Raw genomic sequence first — 25517 nt, forward strand, 5'->3', positions numbered from 1 at the left:
ACGAATCCGGGCAGATATGGTATACTCTATAAGATAGGCGTATTCCATTTTCGGGTACAAATTGGAGGAAGGATATGAAAGATAAAGGAAAGATGCGGTGGACATTTCGCGTATATCTGCAGTGGCCGCTGTATTTGACAGTCTTTATGGTCCTGCTTGCGGCAGCTGTGGGGGCGGTGTCGTTTACGGCGGGAATCATTGTTTCGGCTTTTACTCTTGTCTATATTGGAATTGCGCTGTGGCTTTACTGTTCCAGAAAAAGGGGAATCCTGGTAGGACTGATCGCATTTGCGGAAGCTTACGATCAGAGCAAGCAGGATATCCTGAAAGAAATGCTGGTTCCCTATGCAGTGACAGACCGGACGGGGCGTCTTTTGTGGATGAACCGAGAGTTTTCATTGATCTTAGGGGAAGATAAGACGGCAGCGCCTAATCTGACGGCCCTGTTTCCGGAGGTTACGAAGGAAATGCTGGCTACAGGCGGAGAGACAGTGAGCATACACAGCTCATATTTGGAGAGAAATTACCGGGTAGACCTGCGGGAGCTGGCGATTGCTTCCTTGTCTCAGGCCGTGGCTGATAATGGTCTGGAAACGGGAGAAGGCGGCATTACGGCTGTCTATCTCATGGATGAGACCCAGACGTTAAAATACAAACAGCAGGTCAATGATCAGAAACTGGTAGCAGGACTGATCTATCTGGATAATTACGAAGAAGCGCTTGAAAGCGTGGAAGAAGTGCGGCGATCCCTGCTTACGGCTCTGATCGACCGTAAGATCAGCAAGTATATTGCTTCCATGAACGGCATTGTAAAAAAGATTGAAAAGGATAAATATTTCTTTGCAATCTGCCAGCAGCACATGGCTAAGATGCAGGAGTCCCGTTTCCCCATTCTGGAAGATGTAAAGACTGTTAATATCGGAAATGAGATGGCCGTGACCTTAAGTATCGGTATCGGCATGAACGGTGAAAGTTATGCTCAGAATTATGAGTATGCCAGAACCTCGATTGATATGGCTCTGGGACGGGGCGGCGACCAGGCGGTCGTAAAGGATTCGGATAAGATCCAGTATTATGGCGGCAAGGCACAGCAGATGGAAAAGACAACCCGCGTGAAGGCCCGTGTAAAGGCCCACGCCCTGCGGGAACTGATGGAAAATAAGGATCGGCTGCTGATCATGGGCCACCGTCTGGCAGATATTGACGCCTTCGGCGCAGCCATCGGCATTTACCGGATCGCCATGTCCATGAATAAAAAGGCCAATATTGTGCTCAATGAGGTTACTTCCTCCGTCCGTCCCATGATGGAGCGCTTCCTGGACAATGCGGAATATCCGGACGATATGTTCCTAAAAGGGCCTCAGGCGGCAGAGCTGGCAGATGCAGGCACCATGCTTGTGGTGGTGGATGTAAACCGTCCCAGCATCACAGATGAGCCGTCCCTTCTGCGCCTGGTGCGGACGATCGTTGTGCTGGACCACCACAGAACCAGCAACGAGGTTATTGACAATGCGGTGCTTTCCTATGTAGAGCCCTATGCTTCTTCTACCTGTGAAATGGTGGCAGAGGTGCTGCAGTATATTGCAGACGGCATCAAGGTGCGGCCTGCAGAGGCAGACGCCATGTATGCGGGTATTGTGATTGATACCCAGAATTTTACAAATCAGACCGGCGTGCGTACCTTTGAGGCAGCGGCCTTCCTGCGAAGAAGCGGGGCGGACATTACGAGAGTGCGCAAGCTGTTCAGGGAAAATATGAAGGACTATCAGGCCAAGGCAGAGGCTGTGCGGGCAGCAGAGGTGTATATGGATGCGTTTGCCATCAGCGTGTGCCCGGCAGAGGGGCTTGACAGTCCGACGATCACCGGAGCCCAGGCGGCTAATGAACTCCTTGAGATCAAGGGAATAAAAGCTTCCGTGGTTCTCACCGATTACAATAATACCATTTATTTCAGCGCCCGTTCCATTGACGAGGTCAATGTACAGGTAATGATGGAGAAGCTGGGCGGCGGCGGCCACCGTACCATCGCCGGAGCCCAGATGCAGGGCGTTTCCATACAGGAGGCAAAAGACCGCCTGAAAGAAGTAATCCGGCAGATGCTGGAAGAGGGCGACGTATCATAGAGACAGAAAGGATGGATCAATATGGAAATTGTATTATTAGAGGATGTAAAGGCACTTGGAAAAAAAGGTCAGGTTGTAAAGGTAAATGACGGCTATGCGAGAAACTTTATCCTGCCTAAAAAGCTGGGAGTAGAGGCAACTGCCAAGAATTTAAACGACTTAAAGCTTCAGAAGGCAAATGATGCGAAAGTTGCAGCAGAGCAGCTGGCAGCGGCTAAGGAGCTGGGAGAGAAGATTGAAAAGTCCAAGGTGGTTGTTTCGATCAAGGCAGGAGAAGGCGGAAGAGCCTTTGGCGCTGTTTCTTCCAAGGAAATTGCCAAGGCAGCAGCTGATCAGCTGGGGCTGGATATTGATAAGAAGAAGATCGTTTTAAACGATCCCATCAAGGCCATCGGAAGCTTTGAGGTAGCAGTTAAGCTTCACAAGGAAGTGACTGCAAAGCTGGCTGTGAAGGTAGTAGAAGCGTAAAAAGGACGTAAAGGGGGCGGCGTATCGTATTCCGGAAGGAAGGGATGCGCCGTCCTGTTTTCGCAGGCTTCCGGACAGAAAATTCCGGAGCGCAGGTTTGGCAAATATTATAGTAGGAGGAAAGAGTCATGGAAGAAGCCCTGATTAAGCGGGTGCTTCCCCACAGTCTGGAAGCGGAGCAGTCGGTAATCGGCTCCATGCTGATGGACCGGGAGGCTGTGATCGCGGCGTCAGAGATTATAACAGGCAGTGATTTTTATCAGCAGCAGTACGGCATTATGTTTGATGCTATGGTGGAGCTTTTTAACGAGGGAAAACCGGTGGATCTGGTTACTCTGCAGGACCGTTTGAAGGAAAAGGATGTCCCACCTGAGGTCAGCAGCCTTGACTTTGTCCGGGATATTATGACCATGGTGCCTACCTCGGCCAATATAAAATCCTATGCCAATATTGTAAGCGAAAAGGCTGTGCTGCGCCGGCTGATCAAGACCACAGAGGAGATTGCAGGGGCCTGCTATGCGGGAAAGGAACCGTTGGAAAATATTCTGGCAGATACGGAGAAATCGGTATTTGACCTTCTTCAGAATAAGGGCGGGCAGGAATTTGTACCCATCAAGCAGGTTGCCATCAATGTGCTGGAAAAGATCGAGGACGCCTACCGCAATCAGGGAACAGTTACGGGTATTCCGTCCGGCTTTATTGACCTGGACTACAAGCTGTCCGGCTTTCAGCCCTCTGATTTTATCCTGATCGCTGCCCGTCCCTCCATGGGAAAGACGGCATTTGTGCTGAATGTGGTAGATTATGTATCCGTGCGGAAAAATCTGCCCTGTATGGTATTCAGCCTGGAGATGTCCAAGGAACAGCTGGTAAACCGTATGCTGTCTATGGAATCGAACGTAGATTCCCAGAAGCTGCGTACCGGTACTCTTACGGATGCAGACTGGGATGCAGTGGTAGAGGGAATCGGCGTGATCGGAAATTCCAAGCTGATCATTGACGATACTCCGGGCATTTCCATCACAGAGCTTCGATCCAAGTGCAGGAAAATGAAGCTGGAGCACGGTCTAAGCCTTGTGATCATTGACTACCTGCAGCTGATGAGCGGCAGCAAAAAGGGCGGAAATGACAACCGCCAGCAGGAAATTTCCGAGATTTCCCGTTCCTTAAAGGCCATTGCCAGAGAGCTTCATGCGCCTGTGATCGCTCTTTCCCAGCTGTCCCGTGCCTGCGAGACCCGTACAGACCACAGGCCCATGCTTTCGGATCTTCGAGAATCAGGAGCTATTGAGCAGGATGCGGATGTGGTAATGTTTTTATACCGCGATGATTATTACAACAAAGATACGGAGCATCCCAACGAGGCTGAAGTTATTATTGCAAAGCAGCGTAACGGCCCTATTGGAACGGTGAATCTAATCTGGAAGCCGGAGTACACGAAGTTCGTCAATGCAGCACGGCCTCAGGGCGGGAATTCAGAGGGTTAAAATTTCAGTCATAATAGCAGTTCTCAACGCATACATTAAAAGTAAGGTCAAACCGAACCGCGCAGGGCACGGCGGAGGATCGTTACATTAAGCAGTGTGAAGGAGAGAACAGTTATGGATGAAGTACATTATCTTATATCAGACGCGTCCAGAAAGGTGGATGTGGAAGCCCATGTATTAAGGTACTGGGAGGAAGAACTGGAGCTGGATATTCCCAGAAATGAGATGGGACACAGATATTATACAGATTTTCATATCCGTATGTTTAGGCAGGTAAAGAGCTTAAAGGAAAAGGGGTATCAGCTGAAAGCCATTAAGCATGCCCTAAACCAGGTTCTGCATCAGGATGGGGAAAATGGAGCGCAGCTTACGGACGAACTGCTGGAAAAGGATATGGATGCCGCTTTAAGAGGGTTTAAGGAGGAGGAACGTCTGGCGCCATTAAGGCCGGTTCAGGCAGAAACAATCCCGGCTGTTTCTATGGAGGAACGAATGGCCCAGTTCCAGCAGATTATGAACCTGATCATCGGACGGGCTCTGGAGGTTAATAATGAGAAGCTCAGTCAGGATATCAGCAGTCTTGTAAACGAAAAGCTATCCGGGGAAATGGAGCTTTTGCTTCAGTCCTCAGACCGGAAAGAAGAGGAGCGATTCCGCCAGCTGGACGAGGTGATCCGCTCCTTCCAGAAGAGCGGACAGGCTGAGGCGGCAGCTGCCAGAGTGCCGTTTTTTAAGCGGAAGCCATTTAAAAGAAGTGGAAAAAGCAGGAACGCATCAGGCCATCCTCAGCGGTCCGGGGGGCTGATCCCGTAAAAAAATCTCGCCATTTATATCGGAATATGATAATATGATACTGAAAGTGAACGAGACAGCACACCGGGATTTTACATCCGGTATCATATTGTTAAATCCGGCCATATTTCAGGCTGAGTCATACAAAGGAAGGATCAAGAGCAATTTCATGAACCAAAGATTTAGATACAGAAAATACCTTACATATGCCCTGGCCTCAGGGATACTGTCAGCCTCTCTCACACTGGGAGGTTGTGCAGACCAGACAGCAGGGGGGATGGCGGCAACTCCGGCTCAGGCCCAGGCACGGGCGGCAGCCCCTGAGGAGGAAACAGAAGCTATCGCACCTTTAAACTTAAGCGGCCAGATCCTGCCCGATCTGGATGATGTAGAGCTTCCGGAGAATGCGGAGCCGGTTCCTGAGTACTTAAGGGAAGGCGTCCGCCATGAGATCGTAAAGAAGCTCCAGCAGCGTCTCATGGATCTGGGATTTATGGATAATGATGAACCTACCGATTATTTCGGCCAGGTAACACTTCAGGCTGTAAAACATTTCCAGAGACAGAATGAGATGCCACAGGATGGAATTGTAGGAGATGCCACCTGGGAGGCTCTGATGGCTGAGGACGCCAAGTATTATGCCGTTTCCAAGGGAACCCAGGGCGACGATATACAGCGGATCCAGCAGCGTCTTTATGAGCTGGGTTATCTGGCAAAGGCGGATCAGGTAACTGGTAATTTTGGAGATTCCACGGAAGCTGCGGTAATTAAGCTTCAGGAGGTCAATGGCCTAAGCCCGGATGGAAAGGTAGGACAGAAAACCTATAACCTTCTGTACAGCGATGAGGTCCGCCCCAACCTCCTGTCTTACGGCGAAAAGAGTGAGGTGGTTTTAGCCTGCCAGCAGCGTCTGAAGGAATTAGGATATCTTACAACCACACCGGACGGTGCTTATGGACAGGATACGGTGATTGCTGTAAAGCAGTTCCAGGCCAGAAACGATCAGGTCGTAGACGGCTACCTGGGTCCATCTACCCGTATTGCCTTAAATGATCCGTCGGCTCGTCCAAATGGATTGATGCTGGGCGAACAGGGCGAAACGGTTACCAGAGTACAGCAGCTTTTAAGCAAATATGGATATTTAAGCTCTGCCAATGTGACCGGATATTATGGAGAGGTAACAGAGCAGGCGGTTAAAAACTTCCAGAGCCGCAACGGACTGGCAGCAGATGGTCAGGTCGGCATCCAGACCATGACAAAGCTTACCAGCGACAATGTGAGACGTCCGGCAGCAAACTCCGGCGGAGGAAGCTCTGCACAGACCGGAGGAGGAAGTACGGGAGGAAGCGGCGGAAATAAGAAGCCGGCAGGAAATAACGGCAGCCAGGGCGGTTCTTCCTCTGCGCCGAAGGCACCTTCCGGTACAGGCGTATCTGCTTTGATATCTGTGGCTTCATCCAAGATCGGAAGTCCTTATGTGTGGGGAGCTAAGGGTCCCAATGCCTTCGACTGCTCCGGTTTTGTATACTGGTGTCTGAATCAGGTAGGTGTTCGTCAGAGCTACCTTACTTCTTCCGGCTGGCGCAATGTGGGACGCTATACGAAGATCACCAACTTTAATGATATTCAGGCCGGCGATATTGTGGTAGTAAACGGCCATGTAGGTATTGCGGCAGGAGGCGGGACTGTGATCGACGCATCCTCCAGTAACGGCCGCGTAGTACACAGAAGCTTAAGCCAGTGGTGGAGAAACAACTTTATTTGTGCATGGAGAATCTTCTAAAAGCTACAGAGAATCTCTGAAAGAAAGAGTCAGGCAAAGCCATAACACATCCGCGGCACATGTCCCGCGGATGTGTGCGTTTTGGAAAAAAATGGGAGGAAATACAAATGCAGACAATTTTAGTATGCGACGATGACAAGCAGATTGTGGAAGCCATTGATATTTATCTTACAGGAGAAGGCTACAAGGTAATTAAGGCGTATGACGGCTATGAGGCCCTGGAATATCTGGAAAATAACTCCGCAGACCTGCTGATCCTGGACGTAATGATGCCCGGACTGGATGGTATCCGGACGACTCTTAAGGTAAGGGAAAACAGCAGCATCCCCATTATCATCCTGTCTGCCAAATCTGAGGATGCAGACAAGATCCTGGGATTGAATATCGGGGCAGATGACTATATTACAAAGCCGTTTAATCCTCTGGAGCTGGTTGCCAGAGTCAAGTCCCAGCTGCGCCGCTATACACAGCTTGGCAACTTAAACCAGCAGGAGCAGGATCAGGTTTACAAGTGCGGCGGCCTTCAGATCAATGATGATAATAAAGAGGTTACAGTAGACGGAGAACCCATTAAGCTGACTCCTATCGAGTATAATATTCTCCTGCTTTTGGTAAAGAATGCGGGCAAGGTATTTTCCATTGATGAAATATATGAACAGATATGGAATGAGGAAGCGATCGGGGCAGACAATACAGTAGCGGTCCATATCCGCCATATCAGGGAAAAAATTGAGATTAACCCAAGAGAGCCGAAGTATCTTAAAGTAGTCTGGGGCGTAGGATACAAGATTGAAAAACAGTAGGTGGACCTATGGAGCAGAGCAGAAAGAAAATACGTATTCAGAAGGTGGTTTTATCCCTTCTTTCAGTGATATTCCTCGCTATGGCCCTGGCGGGCATCAGCGCCATGTATTTAAACGGAGGCTACGGAAGAGGGATCAGCTGGGTCTATGAGGAAACCTACGAGGACTCTGATACCTTCAGCATGAAGCTGGGAAAAGATATAGAAAATATTTTTACATATATCGGCTATAAGGATCTCTTTGAAACAAACGGACAGCTGGATATGAGCAAGCCCATTGTCCGGCTTACGGATGGGCCGGGGGTAGATGAGGACTGGACACTGGATCAGATCGTCCGGTATGCCAGGATCAGAGGCTACTATCTGGGAGAAAACTTTACGGTTCAGGGTTCCCCTATGTCCATGGACGATGACGACATGGAGGTTACAGTCCAGTTTTTGAATACAGGCTTTGATTTTCTGAGCATGGGTGAAATGGAAACCCGGATGACAAAGGAAGAACTGGCTCTGGATATTCTGGAATGTCTGGGACAGTATTATTCTATTTATTACAATTTCATGGAGCACCAGACCAATGTGCGCTTCCGGGTAGTTTATAAGAGCGATGAAGGAGTGGAAACGGTGTATACCAATGTACCGGAACTTTCGCTGGATGAGCTGAGAGGATTTGGAAAATACCTGTTTATTCCCGGAAATACCATTCGTATGGATACGAATCTGGCGGTCATTCCCCAGAATGCGGCTGCTCTTTTGGAAACATGGAATCCGAATAATAATGACCAGAATTATCTGGTGGTTTCGGTTGATACCACATATCCTTATGTTGACAGCTATTCCGAAGAGTCTGCCCAGTACCGCAGTGTGAGAAATGCGTTTATTATGGGAATGGGCGGAGTAATTGTCGGATTCATCGGTCTGTTTGCGGCGTTAGTATGGCTGGTGTTCCTGTCGGGACATACAGACAATCTGGACAGCGAGATACGCCTTTATCCGGTTGATCGGATTCCTACGGAGGTATGCATTCTCCTGGGGGCTGTAGCAGCAGCGGTGCTCCTTTTGTGGGGGAAACGGCTTGGAATGATGGTAATCGGTCTTTTTTTCAGTGAGGAACATCTGCCTTTCTGGAATAAGATGCTTCGATATCTGATCATTTACAGCTGTGCAGTTCCCTGCGGTTTCAGTCTTCTGCGCCGATACAAGGCCGGAACGCTTTGGACGGGGAGTCTTGGAAAAAGAGGGACTGCGGCATTTAAAGCTTATCGGGAAAAGACCAGCTATGCAGTAGGCGGAGCGCTGTGTTATCTTACTTTTTTAGGCTGCAACGGCTTTATGATGTGGCTGATTCTCTTTTTATTTACAACCAGAGGAGAACGGATCAGCTACCGGATCATGTATTATGTTGTGCTTGTGCTGTTTGTATGGCTCGACGGCTGGGTATTTCACCGGCTGTTTAGGGAAGCCTGCCAGAGAGATCTGCTGGATCAGGCCATCAGTACCATTTCTACCGGAGATACGGGCTACCGTCTGGACACTTCCATGCTCACAGGCAAGGAAAAGAAAATGGGAGAGCATATCAATAATATTACCAGCGGTCTGGACACTGCTCTTCAGGAAAAGGTAAAAAGCGAGCGGTTAAAGGCAGATCTGATTACCAATGTGTCCCATGATATCAAGACGCCTCTTACTTCTATTATTAACTATGTAGATCTCTTAAAGCGGCAGAAAATCCAGGATCCCAAAATTGCCGCTTATCTGGAGGTGCTGGATCAGAAGTCTCAGAGATTAAAGACGCTGACAGAAGATCTGGTAGAAGCCTCAAAGGCCAGTTCAGGCAATCTGAAGCTGGAGGTTTCGGATATTAACCTGGTAGAGCTGGTTCAGCAGACAAACGGTGAGTTTGAAGAGCGTTTTGCTCTGCGCCGTCTGGAGCTGATCCAGACGCTGCCGGAGGAGATCATTATGATCCGGGCAGATGGAAGGCGCCTGTGGAGAGTTCTGGAAAATCTGTATACGAATGCCTTTAAATATGCCCAGGAGGGCAGCCGCGTCTATGTAGACGTAAGAGAAGAGGGAGATAAGGCCGTATTTACGATCAAGAATATTTCTGAAAAGCCTTTGAATATCAGTCCGGATGAGCTTACAGAGCGATTTGTACGGGGCGATGTGGCAAGAACCACAGAAGGCAGCGGATTGGGACTTTCCATTGCAAGAAGCTTAACACAGCTTCAGAAGGGAGAGTTTATCATCAGTATTGACGGCGATCTGTTTAAAGCCCAGGTAGCTTTTCCTGTGGAACGGCGGGAGAGGAAGGCGGAACGAATAGCGGAGGAAATACCGTCTGATTCCAGCGAATGGGAAGATACATAAAGAAAAAGGCTCTCCGAAATCAGCTTCGGAGGGCCTTTTTGAACCCTAAATAATGTGATATGTAAGATCGGTCTACTGTTTACTGATACTCAAATACATTGATCCAGCTCTCTAAGAGCTCCTTTTCCTCAGGACGCTTATAGGCCAGCTGAGCTGCGGCTACTACAGGGAGCCAGCCCTGCACATAGCGTTTTTCTGTACCGGTTTTTTCGCAGAACAGATCCATGTACAGCTCCGCTCTTTTGCGGTCCTTTAAGCTTAACAGAAGGTAGGTTCTCGCCACATCGGCGCTGGCATTTCCCTGGGAAGCATGTACCCAGTCAATGACATACCATTTGCCATCATCACCTACGATGATGTTGGATGGATTGAAATCGCCGTGGCAGAGCTTGGTATGCTTGGGCATTCCGTCCAGTCTGGTCATCAGCTCATAGCGTGTGCTGTCGTCCAGCTGCTCCACGGATTTGAGGGCGCGGATGGTTTTTTCCTTCAGTTTGTTTAACAGAGGGCAGGCCTGCTTATGGATCAGAAGGTGGAGATCCACCATGCCTTCCATGTATTCTTCCAGCTTGTCCGGATTTTCATCCATTAACTGCTGTAAGGTCTTTCCCTCTACGTATTCCTTCAGGATGGACCATTTTCCATCAACAACAGAAACCCCCAGGATCTTAGGAACGTTGAGCGCCTCGATATCCTCCACCCGCGCGTTGCACAGGGCTTCATTCAGAACCTCGGCTTTCGGGAATCCATCACAGAATTCCTTGATGGCAGTGCTGCCGTCACGATAAACGGTTTTCTTTTCACTTGTGAAAACTAATTCTCTTGCCATAATCATACTCTCCTTCCACACATTATATACGGTACTGCGCCGGTTTCCCGCCGCACTGTACTTATTCTACTACAAGGGCGGTAAAAAGTACATACTAAATTTGATAAATTTTTAACGTACTTTTAGGAAATACACTGGTAACAATTCCCTTTTACTTAAAATCGGAAGATGGCCGTACCATAAGCGGGGAGAGGATAGGCCACAGAATAGGGCTTTCCATCGCATTCTCCCTTGACGGATGTGTAGGAAGGACACTGAGAAGCCTTGTAGGCACCGTGTTCATTGTCCAGAAGCAGTGTATATTTACATTTTTTAGGAACTCCTACCCGGTAGTCGGGACGGGCTACGGGTGTGAAATTTATAACAAACAACAGGTTCTTTTTGCCTGTTTCATCTCTGCGGATAAAGCTGAAAATACTTCGGTCTCCGTCGTTGGCATTTACCCATTCAAAACCGTTCCAGTCATTGTCCAGGCGGTACAGACAGGGATATTTTTTATAAATGTGAAGCAGATCACGGACATATTCCTGAAGCTTTCTGTGGCTGTCTTCATCTGCCAGATGCCAGTCCAGAGCCACCTTTTCATCCCATTCATGCCACTGGCCGAAATCCTGTCCCATAAAGAGCAGCTTTTTGCCCGGATGGCCCAGCATAAAGGTATATCCGGCTTTCAGGTTGGAAAACTTGTCTTCTCCCAGACCGGGCATTTTGTTGATCATGGAGCATTTTAAATGAACTACCTCGTCATGGGACAATACCAGGATATAATTTTCGCTGTTAAAATAAGTCAGGCTGAAGGTCATCCGGTTGTGGTTATATTTGCGGAAATAGGGATCCAGCTTCATGTACTCCAAAAAATCGTGCATCCAGCCCATGTTCCACTTAAAGGTAAAGCCCAGTCCGTCCTGCTCCGGATGCTTTGTCACATTGGGCCAGGCGGTAGATTCTTCCGCAATCATCAGTACGCCGAGATTGCGTCCCTGAACGACAGTATTTAAGTGCTTGAAAAACTCAATGGCCTCCAGATTCTGGTTTCCGCCGTAGATATTGGGTACCCACTGTCCGTCCTGGCGGCCATAGTCCAGATAGAGCATGGAAGCAACTGCATCCACTCTCAAACCGTCCACATGGTACTGCTCCACCCAGTAAAGGGCATTGCTGATGAGGAAGTCCTTGACCTCGTTTTTTCCGTAATCAAAAACCTTTGTGCCCCAGTCCGGATGTTCGCCCTTGCGCGGATCTTCATATTCATAGAGGGGATGGCCGTCAAAATCAGCCAGTCCGTGGGCGTCCTTTGGAAAATGGGCGGGTACCCAGTCCAAAATGACGCCGATACCATTTTTATGGAGATAATTTACAAAATACATGAAGTCTTTTGGCGAGCCATATCGGGAGGTAGGAGCAAAATATCCGGTTACCTGATAGCCCCAGGAGCCGTCATAGGGATGTTCCGCAATTCCCATAAGCTCTACATGGGTGTATCCCATTTCCTTCACATAGGCAGCCAGCTCATGGGCGGCCTCGATATATGTATAGCAGCCATCCTTTTCCGGGCGGTTCTTTTTACGCCAGGAGCCCAGATGAACTTCATAGATGCTCATGGGCTGCTTTTCAGGGTCTTTCTGAGCCCGCTTGGTGATCCAGTCTGTATCTGCCCAGGAAAAGCCGGAGAGGTCGGCTGTTACAGAAGCGGTGCCGGGTCTGTATTCTGCGCTGAAAGCAAAGGGATCGGCCTTATAAAGGATTTTTCCCGTATCGGTAGTAATGGCAAATTTGTAGAGTTCACCTGTTTTCATACCTGGGTTAAAGTATTCCCAGATTCCCATATCAGAGATTTTTTTCATGGGATTGGCATCAGGGTTCCAGCCATTGAAGTCGCCTACCAGATGAACCTGCTCTGCATGCGGAGCCCAAACGGCAAAATAAATCCCTGATTTTCCTTTAAAAGTCATGGGATGAGCCCCCAGTTTCTGGTAAATATCATAATGAGTGCCGGCTCCGAAGAGATAGCAGTCCAGCTCCGAGATCATACCTGTTCCGGCAGGCGCTGAAGCTCTGGAAGAAGTTCCTGTTTTTTTTGCGGCAGCGGTTGGTTTTGCCGGTGTGCTTTTTCTTACAGCCATATTACGATTCCCCCTTGATCTTAAGAACTGCTCCGTCACAGCCCTTTAATGTAATCTGCAGTTTTCCGTCTCGAATGGGGAGGATCTCGCCATCCTCAAGAAGATTTACAGCCTGAGAGGCAGCCATGGGAACAGGAATATTTAATACAGCTTCGTTATCGTCATTGTTTAAAGCGGTAATGATCAGGCTGTGTTCACCGTGTCTGGCAAAGGCGTATTGACGGTTGGTTAAAAGCAGTTCCTGATAGCGTCCCATATGAAGCTCTTCATTCTCCTGATGAATGATACCCAGTTTTGAAATACGGTCTGTAAGGGTACAGCGGAGGGAATCAAACGCATCTGGTGAAATGGCAGGCCGCAGGGCGTCGTCGCAGGAGGGCGTCCGTTTCCCTTCGATTCCCCATTCGCCTCCGTAGTAGATGGATGGGATGCCCGGAAGGGTCATCAGGCAGGTGTATACGGGAAGCAGATGCTCCTTTGTACGAAGCTTACTGGCAATTCGATCCTCATCATGGTTGTCTACAAAGGTGTACAGACTGCGTCCGATAGCCTCCAGACGGCGTACATTGTGGGCGATTTCAAAGAAATTGTGGTCGTTAAAGCCGGAGTAAATGCTCTTGTGGAGTTCGTAGTTGGTTACAGAGTGGAGCATATGGTCATTGACCCAGCGGCCATAGTCTCCGTGGATGACTTCTCCCATGAGCCAGAAATCCTCTTTCATGGTTTTCGTTTCCCGGCGCATTTCTTCCATAAAATGGAAATCAAGTACGTTTGCGCAGTCCAGACGGATGCCGTCAATGTCAAAGGTGTCGACCCAGAACCGGATCACGTCAAAGAGATACCGGCAGACCTGGGGATTGGCATGGTTGAGACAGGGAAGTTCAAAATGTCCCTGCCAGGCCTCATAGCCGAAAGGGTCTCCCAGAGGGCTTGACCAGTCAAAGTTTACGCCCTTGTACCAGTCTTTATAGGGAGAATCCCATTTCTTTTCCTGAATGTCTTTGAAGGCAAAAAATTCCCGTCCCGTGTGGTTGAATACCCCGTCTACGACGACTCTGATCCCGTTTTCATGGCAGAGGGAAATGAAATGACGGAAGTCTTCGTTGGAGCCCAGACGGCGGTCGGTCTGTTTGTAATTTCTGGTATCATAGCCATGGCTGGTGGATTCAAAAAGGGGGCCTATGTAAATGGCATTGCAGCCCAGCGCTTTTATATGTGGAATCCATAATTCCAGCTCATCAAACCGGTCTGTCTGTTCTGTTCCGGTATTCTGCTTTGGGGCACCGGTCATACCAAGGGGATACATATGATAAAAAACTGCTTTTTCATACCAAGCGCTCATAGTTGTTGTCCTCGCAATTCTGCCGGGAGTCAAAGCTCCCGGCTTTTAAATTTTCTTAAAAGGAACTGGTAACGCAGCTGCGCTGCATTCCATTCATAAATACAGCAGTCGATCAGTGTAGGATCTACTTCCTGCTCAAAATGGTTTCTGGCCGTTTCAATGGCATGTCTGGTATCTTCAATCTCGGCCCTCAGGCGAAGAAGCTGCGGATCCTGTTTTTTAAGAGTGGCTGCTGCGGTCTGGCAAACGGCCTTCATCCAATCACTCATAGAATATTATCTCCCTGCGCGTCTGCCCAAAACGGCAGAGCGGATTTTGACGGATTTACCGGTAACACAGTCAGTATATCCGAAAAATACCATTATATGCAGGATTGGGGAATAGAACCGAAGTCTTTTTAAAATATAAATTCTTCAATCCGGAAACCCAGTTCCATCAGCTGCCTGGTAGGCTCCCGGAGGGTGAGATAGTAGTAATTGGCAGTGCCGTCCTCGCGGACATCTACCAGTCCGGCGGCTTTCAATATTTTTAAATGATGGGAGATGGCCGGACGCGACAGGCTGGTGCGCCGGGTGATCTCGTTTACATTCATAGCGTGATCTGCAAAATCCACCGATACGCCTGGTGAATCCAGTGCCATGGCATTTTCCGTTAGGGCTTCTATGATGGAAAGCCGGACTTTATCACCAAGGGCAATGAATATAGGCATACAGGAATGAAACTGCTTCTGCAGTTCTGCCGCAGTGGTCATCCTTTGATCTCCTCCTTTGGTTTAAAATTTTAAACTAATGCTATTTTACCATTGTGATGAATGCGGGTCAAGATAAAATGGGTAAAATGCATAAAAAATAAAATGGAAAAAGTGATAAATTATTCATTAGAACGACACAATTTGATAAAATGAACAGATGAAGGGAAAAATATGGTGTAAAATGAAAATAGCCCTTGACTTTTGTCGGAGGGTGGGGCATAATGTAGTAACATTCATTTCAAAATTCTATTTTTAATTCTAATTTTGTAATTCTTATGAGAGTCCATCCCCTGTCGGGGAGAGAATTTCAGATTTTTAAGCAGATCACAGCAGAGGACAGACGCGCAAACAGAGGGGTTTCAGGGCAGTATGCGTCGTTTTTTCTGGAAGGAGGAATATAGTCTGTATTTTGTATGTAAATTTTTATATTGGCTTTTTATGGCAGCAGCTGCGGCAGGAGATATCAGGGAGTACAGGATTTCCAACCGATATCTGGGGTTTGCGCTGATCGCCGGAATCAGCGGAGCGCTGACTTGGGGAGAGGGAAGTATGGCAGAACGCAGTTTGTTTGCGGCCGGTTTTATGATCCGTCTGATTACAGTGGTGATATTGGGATTTCCCATATACCGAAGGGGGATGATCGGAGCTGGGGATGTAAAAATGGCAGCCTTGTTTACTGCATGGCTGGGGGTTCGGGATGGTCTAAAGGCCTTAACGATCGGATTTATGTTAGGAGCAGTTCTGGCTCTTCTTAAAATGCTGCGGCAGGGCAGCATGGTCAAACGATTTCTTTATTTATCAGCCTATATCAGGCACAGTTTTCAAAGCAGAATGATGGAAATATATTATGATCCCTCAAGGGACGGAAGAGAGGCGGTCATCCCGCTGGGAGCCTGCTTTTTTGTGGGAGCAGCCGCGGCAGAGATATGGCAGAGGCTGTGAACGGGGAGCCTGAGGCAGTGGGAGGAGGCGCATGGCAGAGGAGGCGTGGCATCCACAGGCCGGGTAAGGCAGAGAAGGGAAGAAAATCAGAAATACAGCAGGAGGAGTAAAGATGGTAAAAATAATGGCGGTGTATGATGAGGATGCGCTTTATGCCAGAAGGCTGGCAGAGTATGTAAACCGGAGGGAGACCATTCCTTTTACAGCGATGGCCTTTTCGAATCTGGAACGGTTAAAAGAGTACGGAGACAGCCATGAAATTGAAATTCTTTTAGTAGGAGAGACTGTAAAAGCGGCCGCAGATGAAGTGAAAGCAGGTTTAAAAATGGTGCTCTGCGGCGGAGAGTTTTCCATAGGGAAGGAGGAACCCTCTATTTATCGGTTTCAGTCGGGAGAAGGGATTTTGCGGGAGGTCATGACCTGCTACTGTACAGCTCCTCCAGAGCCTGCACTGGCTCTTTCGGGAATGGGTGCGCAGATTTTGGGTGTGTACTCTCCGGTGAACCGCTGCGGAAAAACAGCCTTTGCATTGACCTTGGCCCAGGTATTGTCCAGAACGGAATCGGTACTTTTTATCAGCCTGGAGGAATTTGCAGGATTTGAGGCTCTTTTGGGAGAAGATGTGAAGCAGGATTTTTCGGATGTGCTTTATCTCTGCCGTCAGGGAAGCTTTAACTGGATGAAGCTCCGGGCCATGGTGTGCTCTGTGGGACAGGTTGACATGATCCCGCCGGCAGCTTATGGGGAAGATCTGGATCAGATGGAGCCCGAGGAATTAGCCCTTCTTTTAAGGCGTATTGCCAGGGAAAGCGGATACAGGCGGCTGGTAGTGGATATGGGCCACATGGGAAGGGGATCGGCGGCGCTGCTGGACTGCTGTGACGGGGTGTATCTGCCGGTTTTAGAGGATCCGGTATCCAGGGCCAAGCTGCAGGCATTTGACAGGTATCTGTCAGCTGCAGGCGCGGTTTCCCTTAAAGAAAAAATCTGCCGTCTCCATCTTCCAAAGACACGGCCTTTGAGCAGCATGGAAAACTGCATGGATCAGCTTCTCTGGGGAGAGATGGGAGATTTTGTCCGGGCTCTTTTAGAGGGAGGAGGGGGAAATGACTGAAAGAAATCCAAGGGAGGGAATCCGCGAAGAGCTGCGCCAGAAGATTATGGAACAGCTTCAGGAATGCAGCCGCATGGAGGATGATGAGCTTTACGAACAGATTGACCGTGCGATCCGGGAAAAAGGGCAGGAACTATTTCTGCCTCTTAAAGAGCGGCTGTGGCTCAGGAGCAGCCTTTATGACAGTTTTCGGCGTCTGGACATCTTACAGGAGCTGTTAGATGACAGAAATGTAACAGAGATCATGGTAAATGGAGCCGGGAAGATTTTTATCGAAAGAAAAGACGGAACAGCTCTGTGGGAACGGAGATTTGAACGGCCGGAGCAGCTGGAGGATATTATCCAGCAGATCGTAGGGCGTGTAAACCGGGTGGTAAATGTGTCTTCGCCCATTGCAGATGCCCGTCTGGAGGATGGCTCCCGCGTTCATATCGTGCTGCCTCCGGTTGCGCTGGACGGCCCGGTGGTGACTATACGAAAGTTTCCGGAACCGATCACGATGGAAAAGCTGATTGGCTTTGGGGCTGTTACAGAGGAAGCGGCACAGTTTCTGGAAGGGCTGGTAGCTGCCCGGTACAATATTTTTGTCAGCGGGGGAACCAATTCAGGAAAGACGACATTTTTAAATGCCCTGTCATCCTTTATTCCCAGAACGGAGCGGGTAATTACCATTGAAGATTCGGCAGAGCTGCAGATTTCTCAGGTTCCCAATCTGGTGCGTTTAGAGACAAGGGACGCCAATACAGAGGGAAAGGGACAGATTACCATCAGCCAGTTAATCCGGGCTTCGCTGAGGATGAATCCGGATCGGATCATCGTGGGAGAGGTAAGAGGCGCCGAGGCTCTGGATATGCTGCAGGCTATTATATGTACTATATAACAATTATATATATAACGTATATAAGGATGGAAAATATAGATTAGAGGGAAGGCATAGGAACGATATGAACATTAAGTATAGGTTATTGTGTAAAAGGTTAATAGAGGAAAGGAAGAGAGTAGGTGTCATTCAATATTATAATGTACTGTTCATAATGGAGTTATTGTCAGATAAAGACATATGGTTTTTAGAACAGTGGGCGAACGGTATAAATAACATATATATGAAGGATATACATAACTGGTGTAGAATGCATTTTGTTAAATATCACACTGTATTTGTTTACAGGAAAGAGTATCCGGTAAAAGCAAATATTTGGAATGGATATTCATATATAAGGTGGCGGATGGAGCGGATGATGAATTTGGAATAAGATAAAATAGTGCTTGCATGAAAGGGAGTCTTAGAGTAGGGTATTCTTTTGAAAGTATGAATAGAACGAAGGCTGAAGGCTCTGCGCTATTCGTTTGGCAGAGCCTGAGTATTGTCCTGATCCGTAGAAAATAAATCTAACTGACCTTCTGGAGTGGAACTTTGACCGGATTCATCTTCAGTTGATTGTTCTCTTTTTTTGGGTGTTTTATGAGTGTATAATTTCTCAAAAGGAAGTGAATACTTGGATTTTTTATTGTATTCTAGTAAAAGAGCTTCTGCAAACCCTAATGAACCGGCACGACGTTCTCTGGCAGTACGACTGATTTCTCTGACAGAGACACGTCCTACTTTTTCTTTAAATGTGTCATCTTTCATTGTTTCTCCATAAGCATTATCCAGACGGGCAATAGCATTAAGCATATTGGAGCTAAAGGACATAGGCGCGCCTTCCCATGTGGCAACGCAAAGGCGTAAAACACGATCAAGAGTGTGAAAACCATATTTTTCATAGATATTAATTAAAGTGGATACAGCACATATACCTCCGGGGCGAGAGGAAGAAGTAATAGAGAGATCATATGATTCAACAAGGTCACGAATAATAAGTTCTCTATCATTACCAGCTTCAATATTAGCCATGAATATTTCATAAGGTAGTAACGATTTGACATATTTCATCTGATTTGCAAAAATATCTGCTTCTTGAGTGTAAACAAGATCATCATAAACCATGCACCAGACAGGAGTTTCTCTTGATCCAGAGACGAGAGCGACAATTTCTATAGTGTGTTGTCCGTTGAACACATAATTTATCCCATCACGTCTACTTACTTTTACAGGGTTTATCTGATAAAGGTCAAAATTAGCTGCAGCACGCTGAACGTGTTTGATAGAAAGATTACGTTGGTAATCTTGATTTGAACATAAATTTTTAATAGGTATTTGCTCAAAATGCACTTGGGGAACAAACTTTTGTAAATCTTCGGTATTTCCATCCATAATTATATTTCCTCCAATTTTTTCAAAATATTATTTGTGGTTGATATTAGGCACATAAGCTGATATTTAAGCTTATATTTTGCTGTATCAGATGCAATTTTAAAATCTGAAACTTTTAATACTCTTTCGATAGAACTGTTCCATGAGGGAATCGTCAACGTAAGACTTGCAATTTCCGCATCTGGATCAAATTGTGGCAGATTGCGTATAGATGGAATAGAAACGGAAGATTCTTTCTTTAATATCGGTTTGGCGTAATTATTCCACAGTAATTCCCTTTTCATATCATGATAACTGAGATGTTCTATCTTTTCGGCAAGAAGGTAGTTATTTAGACTTAAAAGCTGCTCTTTTGATAATCCTGAAAGTTCAATAATATTAGCTTGGGAAATCCAAAGCTGACCAGAACGAACTCGTTTGACAAGATCCGGAACTTTTTCATCAATTATATCTAGTGCACTACTGTAAGCAGAATATTTGTAAACAGTAGCCATTGCTACATTACATTCTTCGGATATTTTTTTTGCTGCGATGCTTGCACCGGAAATATGAGATTTATTCGTAGATGAAAGTTGTCTTGAAACTAAAATTTTTTCAGCATCATATTTTTTCCCAATCAGGTATTTTTTATTGATATTGGTTAAATCCTCTCGTTTAAGTTGGTCAGTACATATCCATGAAATTACATCTTCTTTACTGGAAAAATGGAGTCTTTTTATTCGGAAAGGAATACTGTGTTTACGAAATAATTCATATGCTTCTATACCATTAATGACAATACCATTCCATGTGCAGATGGGGGTGTGATAGGAATGACATAATATCTGTTGCTCAAGTTGTTTATAATCTTTTTCACTGAGATATTGATACAAATTGGTGAATTCTAGTTTTGTTTTTAATGTATATATACTATAATTGCGCATACTCATCTCCCATTATTTCTGATTTGAATTCTGTTTGTGGCAGTTTTGCGATGATGTTATCCATGGAAAATAGAGCTATTTTCTTATCTGGGTAAATATTGCCTTCTAAACGAAAAATGTTAAATTTCTCCCAAGAAAGGTTAAGCTGGGAAAGTGAATATAGTAATTCTCGGCTGTACAATTCATAACTGTTACCATTGATGACAAAATAATCCTTAACTTTATGTGCCAATTTATCCTCTGCACAACTAGCCTTTATACCTATCATTTTTTGATCAGGATTAACAAGAAGTTGAATATATTCTGGGTTACCAATTTGACGGAGTGTATTGCGGTGGATTCGTATACGATTCTTTTTAAAGTCAATACATATTAGTGGATGGGAAGAGTGTTTGTTGTTCATAGGATTTTTCCTCACTTTCTGCTGTTGATGGTTCTTTTGCTTTTTCTATGGATTTATCAGTTGCCTTCTTCTTTTCTTGTATGTCAAATACTGCGTAGCCTTCAAATATATTGACTTGCATTGATTTCTGATGTTCTTCCACTGGAATACCGAATTGATTCTTCCATTCTTCAGGATAAGAAGGTGTCCTAGCAGTGGTTACAGTTCCATTGTCTTTTAGTGTACGAGGAAATATTTCAGGTGAAGTTAAATCGAAAATGAACAGTATTTCATTGCCAGAACGAATTAATTTGCCGAGAATCTTGTACCGATAATTAGGATTCCAATCCATGAGAGATATCACTTTAGCAAAGAAAATTCGACAGGTGATTTGTTTTGGCGAACGCTTTTTTCCAGAGGAACACCAACGAAAAGAGTCTTTTTCTTCTTCTCGACAGGGACGGACAGCCAGTTTTTTTTCAATGGGATTGACTAATATTTGCACATATTCGACATCAGGTAGCTTTTTTATGCAGGCGGTATTTACAGATACCTTGTAGTTATTAAACGTAAACGAAGGTTCGTAAATATGAGCGAAGAATTCGCCACGTACAACTTGATAACCGTCATAGCTGAAAGAATCATCGTCAATGACTTCCATTTGATTTGAGGGGCTGGGTGCGACTGTTATTGGCATAGGTGTGTTGATTTTCATCATATCAGAAGGTTCTGTAGTCATATTCCATTGATTTATAGGTTGCTCGCTCATTGGGTGTCTCCTTTAATTTCTGTAATAATATTCTTTATATTTTGTATAATGGTTTCTTTGGGAGTGGTTTGTAGCTCGGGTTCTTTATAAGGTTTACTTTCTGAAGCAGTTTGCCAGTTTTTGTCCACTGTAAATTCTGTTAATTCTGGCGCTTGAGACTGAGTATAGTAATTATTACCGAAGCTATTCATCCAGTCGGCAGGATAAGCTAACACACTCTTAGAATCAGATATTGTATCAGGCGTGTTGTTATTGGGGGCGGATACGTCGTTGGTAATTGTCGGGATTCGTATTTCTGTATCGTCCATGTTGAAAATAAGGACATTTTCATTGTCTTTTTGGTGGGCAACTCCTAATATTCTATATTTGCATTTTTTGTCCCACTTAAATATCTCGTATAATGTTGGCAAAAATGCAGCACCGGAAATTGGTTTTGGAATAAGTTGACCATCTTTGAGACGTGACCACTGCACTTTATTTTTTGTTTCAGAGGAACATGGTCGAATAGCAAGTAGTTTTGAGCTCGGGTGTATTAGCATTTCGACAAATTTTATGTTTGGAAATTTCCGTATAGCATCTTTGTTAAAAGAGATCTGTTTATATGAAAAAGAAACAGAAATCCGACCAACCGAGGAGAAAAATTGTCCTCTAGCAACTTCATAGTCTCTTAAATCGAAGGAACCGGCGGAAGCAGTAATTGTATCAGGTGCATTCATATTTGTCGGTTTAAGGACGCTTTGAGATGCTTCAAAGTAGTCTCTGGATTTAAATCCAGACCATCTTGGATTAATGCTTATAAATCCACTTAGAGAGCCTTCTTGTATCACATGTAATTCTGGTAAAATCTCTTTATTTCCATATTTCGCATTTGTAATTAATTTTTGAACAGCTATGAAATCATCTCGGGAGATAATAGCTTCATGATGTCCGACTTTTCTGTATTGATTACGGTCTTGATTGTTTTTCCTTGATTTATGGTCAAGATAATTCGGAGTCCATGTTTTTCTCGCCAGAACATCCCCACAATGGCGTTCATTTTGAAGGATTTGTAGTATGGTACTGGATGACCAGACATCATTATTCTTTTTTGTTTTACAACCGAGTTCTGTCAAAGAATCAGCAATTTGTTGAGTACTGCTTCCATTAAGATACATATAAAAAATAAGCTGCACAATTTTAGCTTCATGTGGATTGATTACAAGATCTCCATTTTCGTCTTGGTCATATCCGAGCAGAGGAGGTGTAAGGAATATTCCCCGACGAAAACGCATTTCAATGGAAGAATTCATAATTTCACTTTTGGTATGACTTTCTTCCTGCGCAAGTGTTGACATGAATGACAGAATCATTTCGCTTTTGGGATCAAGAGTATTTAAATGCTCTGTTTCAAAAAATACACCGACGGGTGGACGGAGTGAAGAAAGCTCTCGTACATATCGGATACAGTCAACAACGTTTCTTGCAAATCGGGATACACTTTTTGTTATGATTAAATCAATTTTTCCGCCTTCACAATCTTCAATCATTTTTTTGAATGCATCTCTATGTTGAAGCGAAGTGCCGGAAATGCCTTCGTCGGCATATATTTCTACAAGCATCCAATTCGGATTTTTATTTACTACATCCTGATAATGATTTTTCTGTAATTCATATGAGGATGTTTGGCGTGGATCATCCGTAGATACCCTTGCATATACAGCTACTCGTAGTTTTTTTTCTGTTTTAAAAATATCCTCTGGTGGAAGTGCCGGAATTACTTCCAGTTCTTCTGGATCAATACCTTTGTATCTTTGCCGGATTCTGGCTTTCTGTTCATCAATATTACTGCTTCGTTCTTCACTTTCTTTCATCAATAGCGACATCCTTTATAGTTGATATAACTATCATAGAATTTTTGGATTGAAAAAGACATAAACCATCGGTTAAGTGATTAACGGATGGTTTATGTAGAAATAGATATTTGATTGTTATTGAATGATTTAATAATCATTCGGGTTATCAGCATCGTAATTGTGTTTTGAGGATAGATGCCAATCATTGATTCGTAAAATGTTTTTTATGGCTGAAAGAACCTCGAATATGTAACGTTTTTCAGTGCTGGTACAATCTGCCATTAATAAATCAATGTCAGTTTGATATTCCGTAGGATTGTATAACAAGTTCCCATAGAGTAATTCATCAATAGTAATTTCAAGTGCGTTGCTAATTTTGATTAAAGATTCTAAACTGGGTTTACGCTTGGCATTTTCAATATAGCTTATATAAACAGTAGAAAGATCAGCAATTTCAGCCAGCTCCTCGGCAGATAATCCTCGTTGTTTGCGGGTTTCTCTTATACGTTTGCCTATAAGTGCATAATTTATTTCCATGTCCTCACCTCCTTTCCATCACAACTTGACTTTTTTGTGTTGTAGATAGAAAAAATGGTGAGCTATACAACAGCAATTGGTTGTATAAAGAGAAGTATATCATATGTATATAGCAAAAAGAAGATTGTCGATTGATGGGAGAAAAAGGCGATAAGTTGTAATTGAACAACAGCGAAAAAAGGGTTATCATTTATGTATTAAAAATTATGTCTGGGAGGAAAATACATGGCAGATAAAGAGGAAATCAAAACACTGGAGGAATTAGAGGAAAAAGGAAGAGTACTGCGGGAGTACAAAGAAAAATTCCGGCAGATGTGCCAAGAGAATAAAATGATAAAGGGTTCGACAGTGCTGAAACTATATGATAAAATTGAAGAAATACAAAGAGAATATGAGCATTTAGATAATAAGCTGACATTAATGGAATACAACTTTATATAGTTCTATTTTTTTTGTTTTAATACTACTGTTTCCATTAGTAAATACTTGTAAGATACATCTCTAATATTTTTGCGGATTTCTAGTTACAATTAAGGTAACTACTATCGGAAAGAGGTGTATTTACTTGCGTACAGAGGATTATATTGCGGACAATATTATAGCTTTATGTAAAAAACGTGATATGAGTAAATATCGGCTGTCACAATTGACTGGTATATCTCAATCTTCGATTGGAAAAATTATTGCTAAAGAAAGTTTACCAACTATGCCTACTGTAGAAAAGATATGTGATGCACTGGGAGTAACAATGGCACAATTCTTTGCCGGAATGGATGTTCCAGTAAGCTTATCAGAATCACAACAAGAGGTTCTGAATATTTGGAATAATCTTGATGAAAAAGAACAGAATGTAGTGATACAAATGCTCCGGGGACTTCAAAAATAAAGGAAACAGTTGTAACGAAAATGTTGACTGTTTCTTTTTTTATGGAGTTGGGAGATTATGGTGATTGAAAAGAAATATTATGATATTGCACAGCATGAATTGGAAGAAATGCAAAGAGAAATTAATGAAGAAAAAGCGCAAATGTCAGAAGAAGAGATACTAGAGGATAAAAAATGGCATGATGAACAATTGGAAACAATTATTAAAAAGGCAGAAGCTCATATGCGTCGTTTTAAGAAAGTTCCAGATCCTCAAAAAGTAGTGAAATTCACTTTTTTACAAAAAGATGCATTGGAAATTGCACGAAATATGCAGATGAATATAAAAACTGAGCGTAAAGAAGATGATTTATGGGGGACGATAGAAATGTCATTTAATAATATGTGGTTTTTAGATTCGGCTCCTAGTGAATGGAAAGATATATGGAATAACTTGCTGAAAGAAGCTCAGAGAGTGTATATAGAAGCAAAAGATAACATGATCATGTATCAATATTATTATGATTTGGCGGTAGAAGTTCCTTGTGTGCAGACACAATACAAATAATGATATATGAATGCTGTTCTGTAATAATTTTATGATATACTGTGGATATGATATGTAAAAATAGTCGGAGAAAGATTTGTGAATGCACGATTATTTAGGAGGAAAAAAGCATGACAGATGCAGAACAAAGAGAGGCTGCCCGTCAATTTGTAAACCGATGGATGGGAAAAGGGAAAGAAGATGAAGATGGACGTTCTTATTGGATTGATTTATTGACGAATGTTTTGGGAATGGATAATGTGACAGAACGTTTGAACTTTGAAAAGAAAGTTGTAATTGATGGAAATACAAAACGTATTGATGTGTATATTCCTGAAACACGAGTAATTATTGAACAGAAGAGTCTTGGAAAAGCATTGGATCAGAAAATCAGGAATTCAGGAGATGTTGATCTTACTCCATTTGAACAGGCAGACAGATATAATGGAAAGCTGACTTTTGATGAAAGAGCTCGGTGGATTGTTA

At 44.6% G+C, this 25517-nt stretch carries 25 protein-coding genes and 1 pseudogene; 15 read left to right on the forward strand and 11 right to left on the reverse strand.

What is annotated here, in order from left to right:
- Positions 1 to 74 precede the first annotated feature (74 nt).
- The 7 genes from WKT10_RS13195 (at position 75) to WKT10_RS13225 (ending at position 9822) form a co-directional block, all read left to right on the forward strand.
- Positions 75 to 2123, forward strand: coding sequence for a DHH family phosphoesterase (locus WKT10_RS13195; protein ID WP_340277694.1), 2049 nt, complete (start codon positions 75 to 77; stop codon positions 2121 to 2123).
- 21 nt (positions 2124 to 2144) lie between these two features.
- The gene (rplI, locus tag WKT10_RS13200; RefSeq protein WP_066545103.1) at positions 2145 to 2591 is read left to right on the forward strand and encodes a 50S ribosomal protein L9; all 447 of its coding nucleotides are present in this window, start codon (positions 2145 to 2147) and stop codon (positions 2589 to 2591) included.
- A 128-nt stretch (positions 2592 to 2719) separates the two neighbouring features.
- Positions 2720 to 4078: a replicative DNA helicase gene (gene dnaB / locus WKT10_RS13205; protein WP_066545101.1), complete on the forward strand. Its 1359-nt coding sequence runs from the start codon at positions 2720 to 2722 to the stop codon at positions 4076 to 4078.
- A 114-nt stretch (positions 4079 to 4192) separates the two neighbouring features.
- The gene (locus WKT10_RS13210) at positions 4193 to 4891 is read left to right on the forward strand and encodes a MerR family transcriptional regulator (RefSeq protein WP_178275149.1); all 699 of its coding nucleotides are present in this window, start codon (positions 4193 to 4195) and stop codon (positions 4889 to 4891) included.
- 148 nt (positions 4892 to 5039) lie between these two features.
- Positions 5040 to 6653, forward strand: a complete 1614-nt coding sequence (locus WKT10_RS13215) for a C40 family peptidase (protein ID WP_340277697.1) — start codon at positions 5040 to 5042, stop codon at positions 6651 to 6653.
- 107 nt (positions 6654 to 6760) lie between these two features.
- Complete coding sequence (locus tag WKT10_RS13220) at positions 6761 to 7456, forward strand: response regulator transcription factor (protein ID WP_178275147.1); 696 nt, start codon at positions 6761 to 6763, stop codon at positions 7454 to 7456.
- An 8-nt stretch (positions 7457 to 7464) separates the two neighbouring features.
- On the forward strand, positions 7465 to 9822 hold the full coding sequence (locus WKT10_RS13225) for a sensor histidine kinase (RefSeq protein ID WP_340277699.1): 2358 nt from the start codon (positions 7465 to 7467) through the stop codon (positions 9820 to 9822).
- 79 nt (positions 9823 to 9901) lie between these two features.
- Here WKT10_RS13225 and WKT10_RS13230 read toward each other — a convergent pair whose 3' ends face one another.
- From WKT10_RS13230 to WKT10_RS13250, 5 genes are all read right to left on the reverse strand, one after another.
- Positions 9902 to 10651 (reverse strand): phosphotransferase family protein, encoded by a 750-nt coding sequence (locus WKT10_RS13230; RefSeq protein WP_066545090.1) that lies wholly within the window; start codon positions 10649 to 10651, stop codon positions 9902 to 9904.
- Positions 10652 to 10806: 155 nt separating this feature from the next.
- Entirely contained in the window at positions 10807 to 12774 is a 1968-nt protein-coding gene (glgB, locus tag WKT10_RS13235; protein ID WP_418493874.1) for a 1,4-alpha-glucan branching protein GlgB, read from the reverse strand.
- A gap of 1 nt (position 12775) precedes the next feature.
- Positions 12776 to 14116, reverse strand: coding sequence for an alpha-amylase family glycosyl hydrolase (locus WKT10_RS13240; protein WP_337434220.1), 1341 nt, complete (start codon positions 14114 to 14116; stop codon positions 12776 to 12778).
- Positions 14117 to 14145: 29 nt separating this feature from the next.
- Positions 14146 to 14385, reverse strand: a complete 240-nt coding sequence (locus WKT10_RS13245) for a YaaL family protein (protein ID WP_066545087.1) — start codon at positions 14383 to 14385, stop codon at positions 14146 to 14148.
- Positions 14386 to 14513: 128 nt separating this feature from the next.
- Positions 14514 to 14867: an ArsR/SmtB family transcription factor gene (locus WKT10_RS13250; protein WP_296036702.1), complete on the reverse strand. Its 354-nt coding sequence runs from the start codon at positions 14865 to 14867 to the stop codon at positions 14514 to 14516.
- 369 nt (positions 14868 to 15236) lie between these two features.
- Here WKT10_RS13250 and WKT10_RS13255 point away from each other — a divergent pair, with 369 nt between their 5' ends.
- The 4 genes and pseudogenes from WKT10_RS13255 to WKT10_RS13270 all read left to right on the forward strand — a co-directional run.
- The gene (locus tag WKT10_RS13255) at positions 15237 to 15809 is read left to right on the forward strand and encodes an A24 family peptidase (protein WP_340277703.1); all 573 of its coding nucleotides are present in this window, start codon (positions 15237 to 15239) and stop codon (positions 15807 to 15809) included.
- Complete coding sequence (locus tag WKT10_RS13260) at positions 15794 to 15919, forward strand: hypothetical protein (protein WP_278283689.1); 126 nt, start codon at positions 15794 to 15796, stop codon at positions 15917 to 15919. Before WKT10_RS13255 ends, WKT10_RS13260 begins: the two co-directional genes overlap by 16 nt.
- Before the next feature lie 2 nt (positions 15920 to 15921).
- Positions 15922 to 16923, forward strand: a complete 1002-nt coding sequence (locus WKT10_RS13265) for a hypothetical protein (protein ID WP_340277706.1) — start codon at positions 15922 to 15924, stop codon at positions 16921 to 16923.
- Positions 16916 to 17788 (forward strand): annotated as a pseudogene (locus tag WKT10_RS13270) (CpaF family protein); the annotation flags it as partial. The gene WKT10_RS13265 and the pseudogene WKT10_RS13270, both read left to right, overlap by 8 nt.
- Positions 17789 to 18262: 474 nt before the next feature.
- Here the strand turns inward: WKT10_RS13270 and WKT10_RS13275 are convergent.
- The 6 genes from WKT10_RS13275 to WKT10_RS13300 all read right to left on the reverse strand — a co-directional run bounded on the left by WKT10_RS13275 (position 18263) and on the right by WKT10_RS13300 (position 23620).
- Positions 18263 to 19177, reverse strand: coding sequence for a DUF6551 family protein (locus WKT10_RS13275; protein WP_117592861.1), 915 nt, complete (start codon positions 19175 to 19177; stop codon positions 18263 to 18265).
- A 2-nt stretch (positions 19178 to 19179) separates the two neighbouring features.
- Complete coding sequence (locus WKT10_RS13280; protein WP_117592863.1) at positions 19180 to 20100, reverse strand: hypothetical protein; 921 nt, start codon at positions 20098 to 20100, stop codon at positions 19180 to 19182.
- Positions 20087 to 20503: a hypothetical protein gene (locus tag WKT10_RS13285; protein ID WP_117592865.1), complete on the reverse strand. Its 417-nt coding sequence runs from the start codon at positions 20501 to 20503 to the stop codon at positions 20087 to 20089. Before WKT10_RS13285 ends, WKT10_RS13280 begins: the two co-directional genes overlap by 14 nt.
- Positions 20463 to 21251, reverse strand: a complete 789-nt coding sequence (locus WKT10_RS13290; protein ID WP_055145192.1) for a hypothetical protein — start codon at positions 21249 to 21251, stop codon at positions 20463 to 20465. The genes WKT10_RS13285 and WKT10_RS13290 overlap by 41 nt, the downstream gene beginning before the upstream one ends.
- Complete coding sequence (locus WKT10_RS13295) at positions 21248 to 23101, reverse strand: recombinase family protein (protein WP_340277710.1); 1854 nt, start codon at positions 23099 to 23101, stop codon at positions 21248 to 21250. The genes WKT10_RS13290 and WKT10_RS13295 overlap by 4 nt, the downstream gene beginning before the upstream one ends.
- Before the next feature lie 129 nt (positions 23102 to 23230).
- Positions 23231 to 23620: a helix-turn-helix domain-containing protein gene (locus WKT10_RS13300; protein ID WP_008374249.1), complete on the reverse strand. Its 390-nt coding sequence runs from the start codon at positions 23618 to 23620 to the stop codon at positions 23231 to 23233.
- Positions 23621 to 23845: 225 nt separating this feature from the next.
- Between WKT10_RS13300 and WKT10_RS13305 the strand changes: the two genes are divergently transcribed.
- The 4 genes from WKT10_RS13305 to WKT10_RS13320 form a co-directional block, all read left to right on the forward strand.
- Positions 23846 to 24061, forward strand: coding sequence for a hypothetical protein (locus WKT10_RS13305; RefSeq protein ID WP_013976761.1), 216 nt, complete (start codon positions 23846 to 23848; stop codon positions 24059 to 24061).
- A 124-nt stretch (positions 24062 to 24185) separates the two neighbouring features.
- Complete coding sequence (locus tag WKT10_RS13310; protein WP_013976760.1) at positions 24186 to 24506, forward strand: helix-turn-helix domain-containing protein; 321 nt, start codon at positions 24186 to 24188, stop codon at positions 24504 to 24506.
- Between the two features lie 57 nt (positions 24507 to 24563).
- Entirely contained in the window at positions 24564 to 25052 is a 489-nt protein-coding gene (locus WKT10_RS13315) for a chemotaxis protein CheY (RefSeq protein WP_117649579.1), read from the forward strand.
- 110 nt (positions 25053 to 25162) lie between these two features.
- Positions 25163 to 25517 (forward strand): type IIL restriction-modification enzyme MmeI (locus tag WKT10_RS13320; RefSeq protein ID WP_340277713.1); only part of this gene is annotated, 355 nt, incomplete at its 3' end.

The sequence above is a fragment of the Enterocloster sp. HCN-30185 genome (assembly GCF_037890305.1).
Classification (GTDB): Bacteria; Bacillota; Clostridia; order Lachnospirales; family Lachnospiraceae; genus Enterocloster.

What these genes read in the sequence shown, in the direction of transcription:
- WKT10_RS13195 (WP_340277694.1), top strand. Translation starts at nt 75, where the DNA reads ATGAAAGATAAAGGAAAGATGCGGTGGACATTTCGCGTATATCTGCAG.
- rplI (WP_066545103.1), top strand. Translation starts at nt 2,145, where the DNA reads ATGGAAATTGTATTATTAGAGGATGTAAAGGCACTTGGAAAAAAAGGT.
- dnaB (WP_066545101.1), top strand. Translation starts at nt 2,720, where the DNA reads ATGGAAGAAGCCCTGATTAAGCGGGTGCTTCCCCACAGTCTGGAAGCG.
- WKT10_RS13210 (WP_178275149.1), top strand. Translation starts at nt 4,193, where the DNA reads ATGGATGAAGTACATTATCTTATATCAGACGCGTCCAGAAAGGTGGAT.
- WKT10_RS13215 (WP_340277697.1), top strand. Translation starts at nt 5,040, where the DNA reads ATGAACCAAAGATTTAGATACAGAAAATACCTTACATATGCCCTGGCC.
- WKT10_RS13220 (WP_178275147.1), top strand. Translation starts at nt 6,761, where the DNA reads ATGCAGACAATTTTAGTATGCGACGATGACAAGCAGATTGTGGAAGCC.
- WKT10_RS13225 (WP_340277699.1), top strand. Translation starts at nt 7,465, where the DNA reads ATGGAGCAGAGCAGAAAGAAAATACGTATTCAGAAGGTGGTTTTATCC.
- WKT10_RS13230 (WP_066545090.1), bottom strand. Translation starts at nt 10,651, where the DNA reads ATGGCAAGAGAATTAGTTTTCACAAGTGAAAAGAAAACCGTTTATCGT.
- glgB (WP_418493874.1), bottom strand. Translation starts at nt 12,774, where the DNA reads ATGGCTGTAAGAAAAAGCACACCGGCAAAACCAACCGCTGCCGCAAAA.
- WKT10_RS13240 (WP_337434220.1), bottom strand. Translation starts at nt 14,116, where the DNA reads ATGAGCGCTTGGTATGAAAAAGCAGTTTTTTATCATATGTATCCCCTT.
- WKT10_RS13245 (WP_066545087.1), bottom strand. Translation starts at nt 14,385, where the DNA reads ATGAGTGATTGGATGAAGGCCGTTTGCCAGACCGCAGCAGCCACTCTT.
- WKT10_RS13250 (WP_296036702.1), bottom strand. Translation starts at nt 14,867, where the DNA reads ATGACCACTGCGGCAGAACTGCAGAAGCAGTTTCATTCCTGTATGCCT.
- WKT10_RS13255 (WP_340277703.1), top strand. Translation starts at nt 15,237, where the DNA reads ATGCGTCGTTTTTTCTGGAAGGAGGAATATAGTCTGTATTTTGTATGT.
- WKT10_RS13260 (WP_278283689.1), top strand. Translation starts at nt 15,794, where the DNA reads ATGGCAGAGGCTGTGAACGGGGAGCCTGAGGCAGTGGGAGGAGGCGCA.
- WKT10_RS13265 (WP_340277706.1), top strand. Translation starts at nt 15,922, where the DNA reads ATGGTAAAAATAATGGCGGTGTATGATGAGGATGCGCTTTATGCCAGA.
- WKT10_RS13275 (WP_117592861.1), bottom strand. Translation starts at nt 19,177, where the DNA reads ATGGATGGAAATACCGAAGATTTACAAAAGTTTGTTCCCCAAGTGCAT.
- WKT10_RS13280 (WP_117592863.1), bottom strand. Translation starts at nt 20,100, where the DNA reads ATGCGCAATTATAGTATATATACATTAAAAACAAAACTAGAATTCACC.
- WKT10_RS13285 (WP_117592865.1), bottom strand. Translation starts at nt 20,503, where the DNA reads ATGAACAACAAACACTCTTCCCATCCACTAATATGTATTGACTTTAAA.
- WKT10_RS13290 (WP_055145192.1), bottom strand. Translation starts at nt 21,251, where the DNA reads ATGAGCGAGCAACCTATAAATCAATGGAATATGACTACAGAACCTTCT.
- WKT10_RS13295 (WP_340277710.1), bottom strand. Translation starts at nt 23,101, where the DNA reads ATGAAAGAAAGTGAAGAACGAAGCAGTAATATTGATGAACAGAAAGCC.
- WKT10_RS13300 (WP_008374249.1), bottom strand. Translation starts at nt 23,620, where the DNA reads ATGGAAATAAATTATGCACTTATAGGCAAACGTATAAGAGAAACCCGC.
- WKT10_RS13305 (WP_013976761.1), top strand. Translation starts at nt 23,846, where the DNA reads ATGGCAGATAAAGAGGAAATCAAAACACTGGAGGAATTAGAGGAAAAA.
- WKT10_RS13315 (WP_117649579.1), top strand. Translation starts at nt 24,564, where the DNA reads ATGGTGATTGAAAAGAAATATTATGATATTGCACAGCATGAATTGGAA.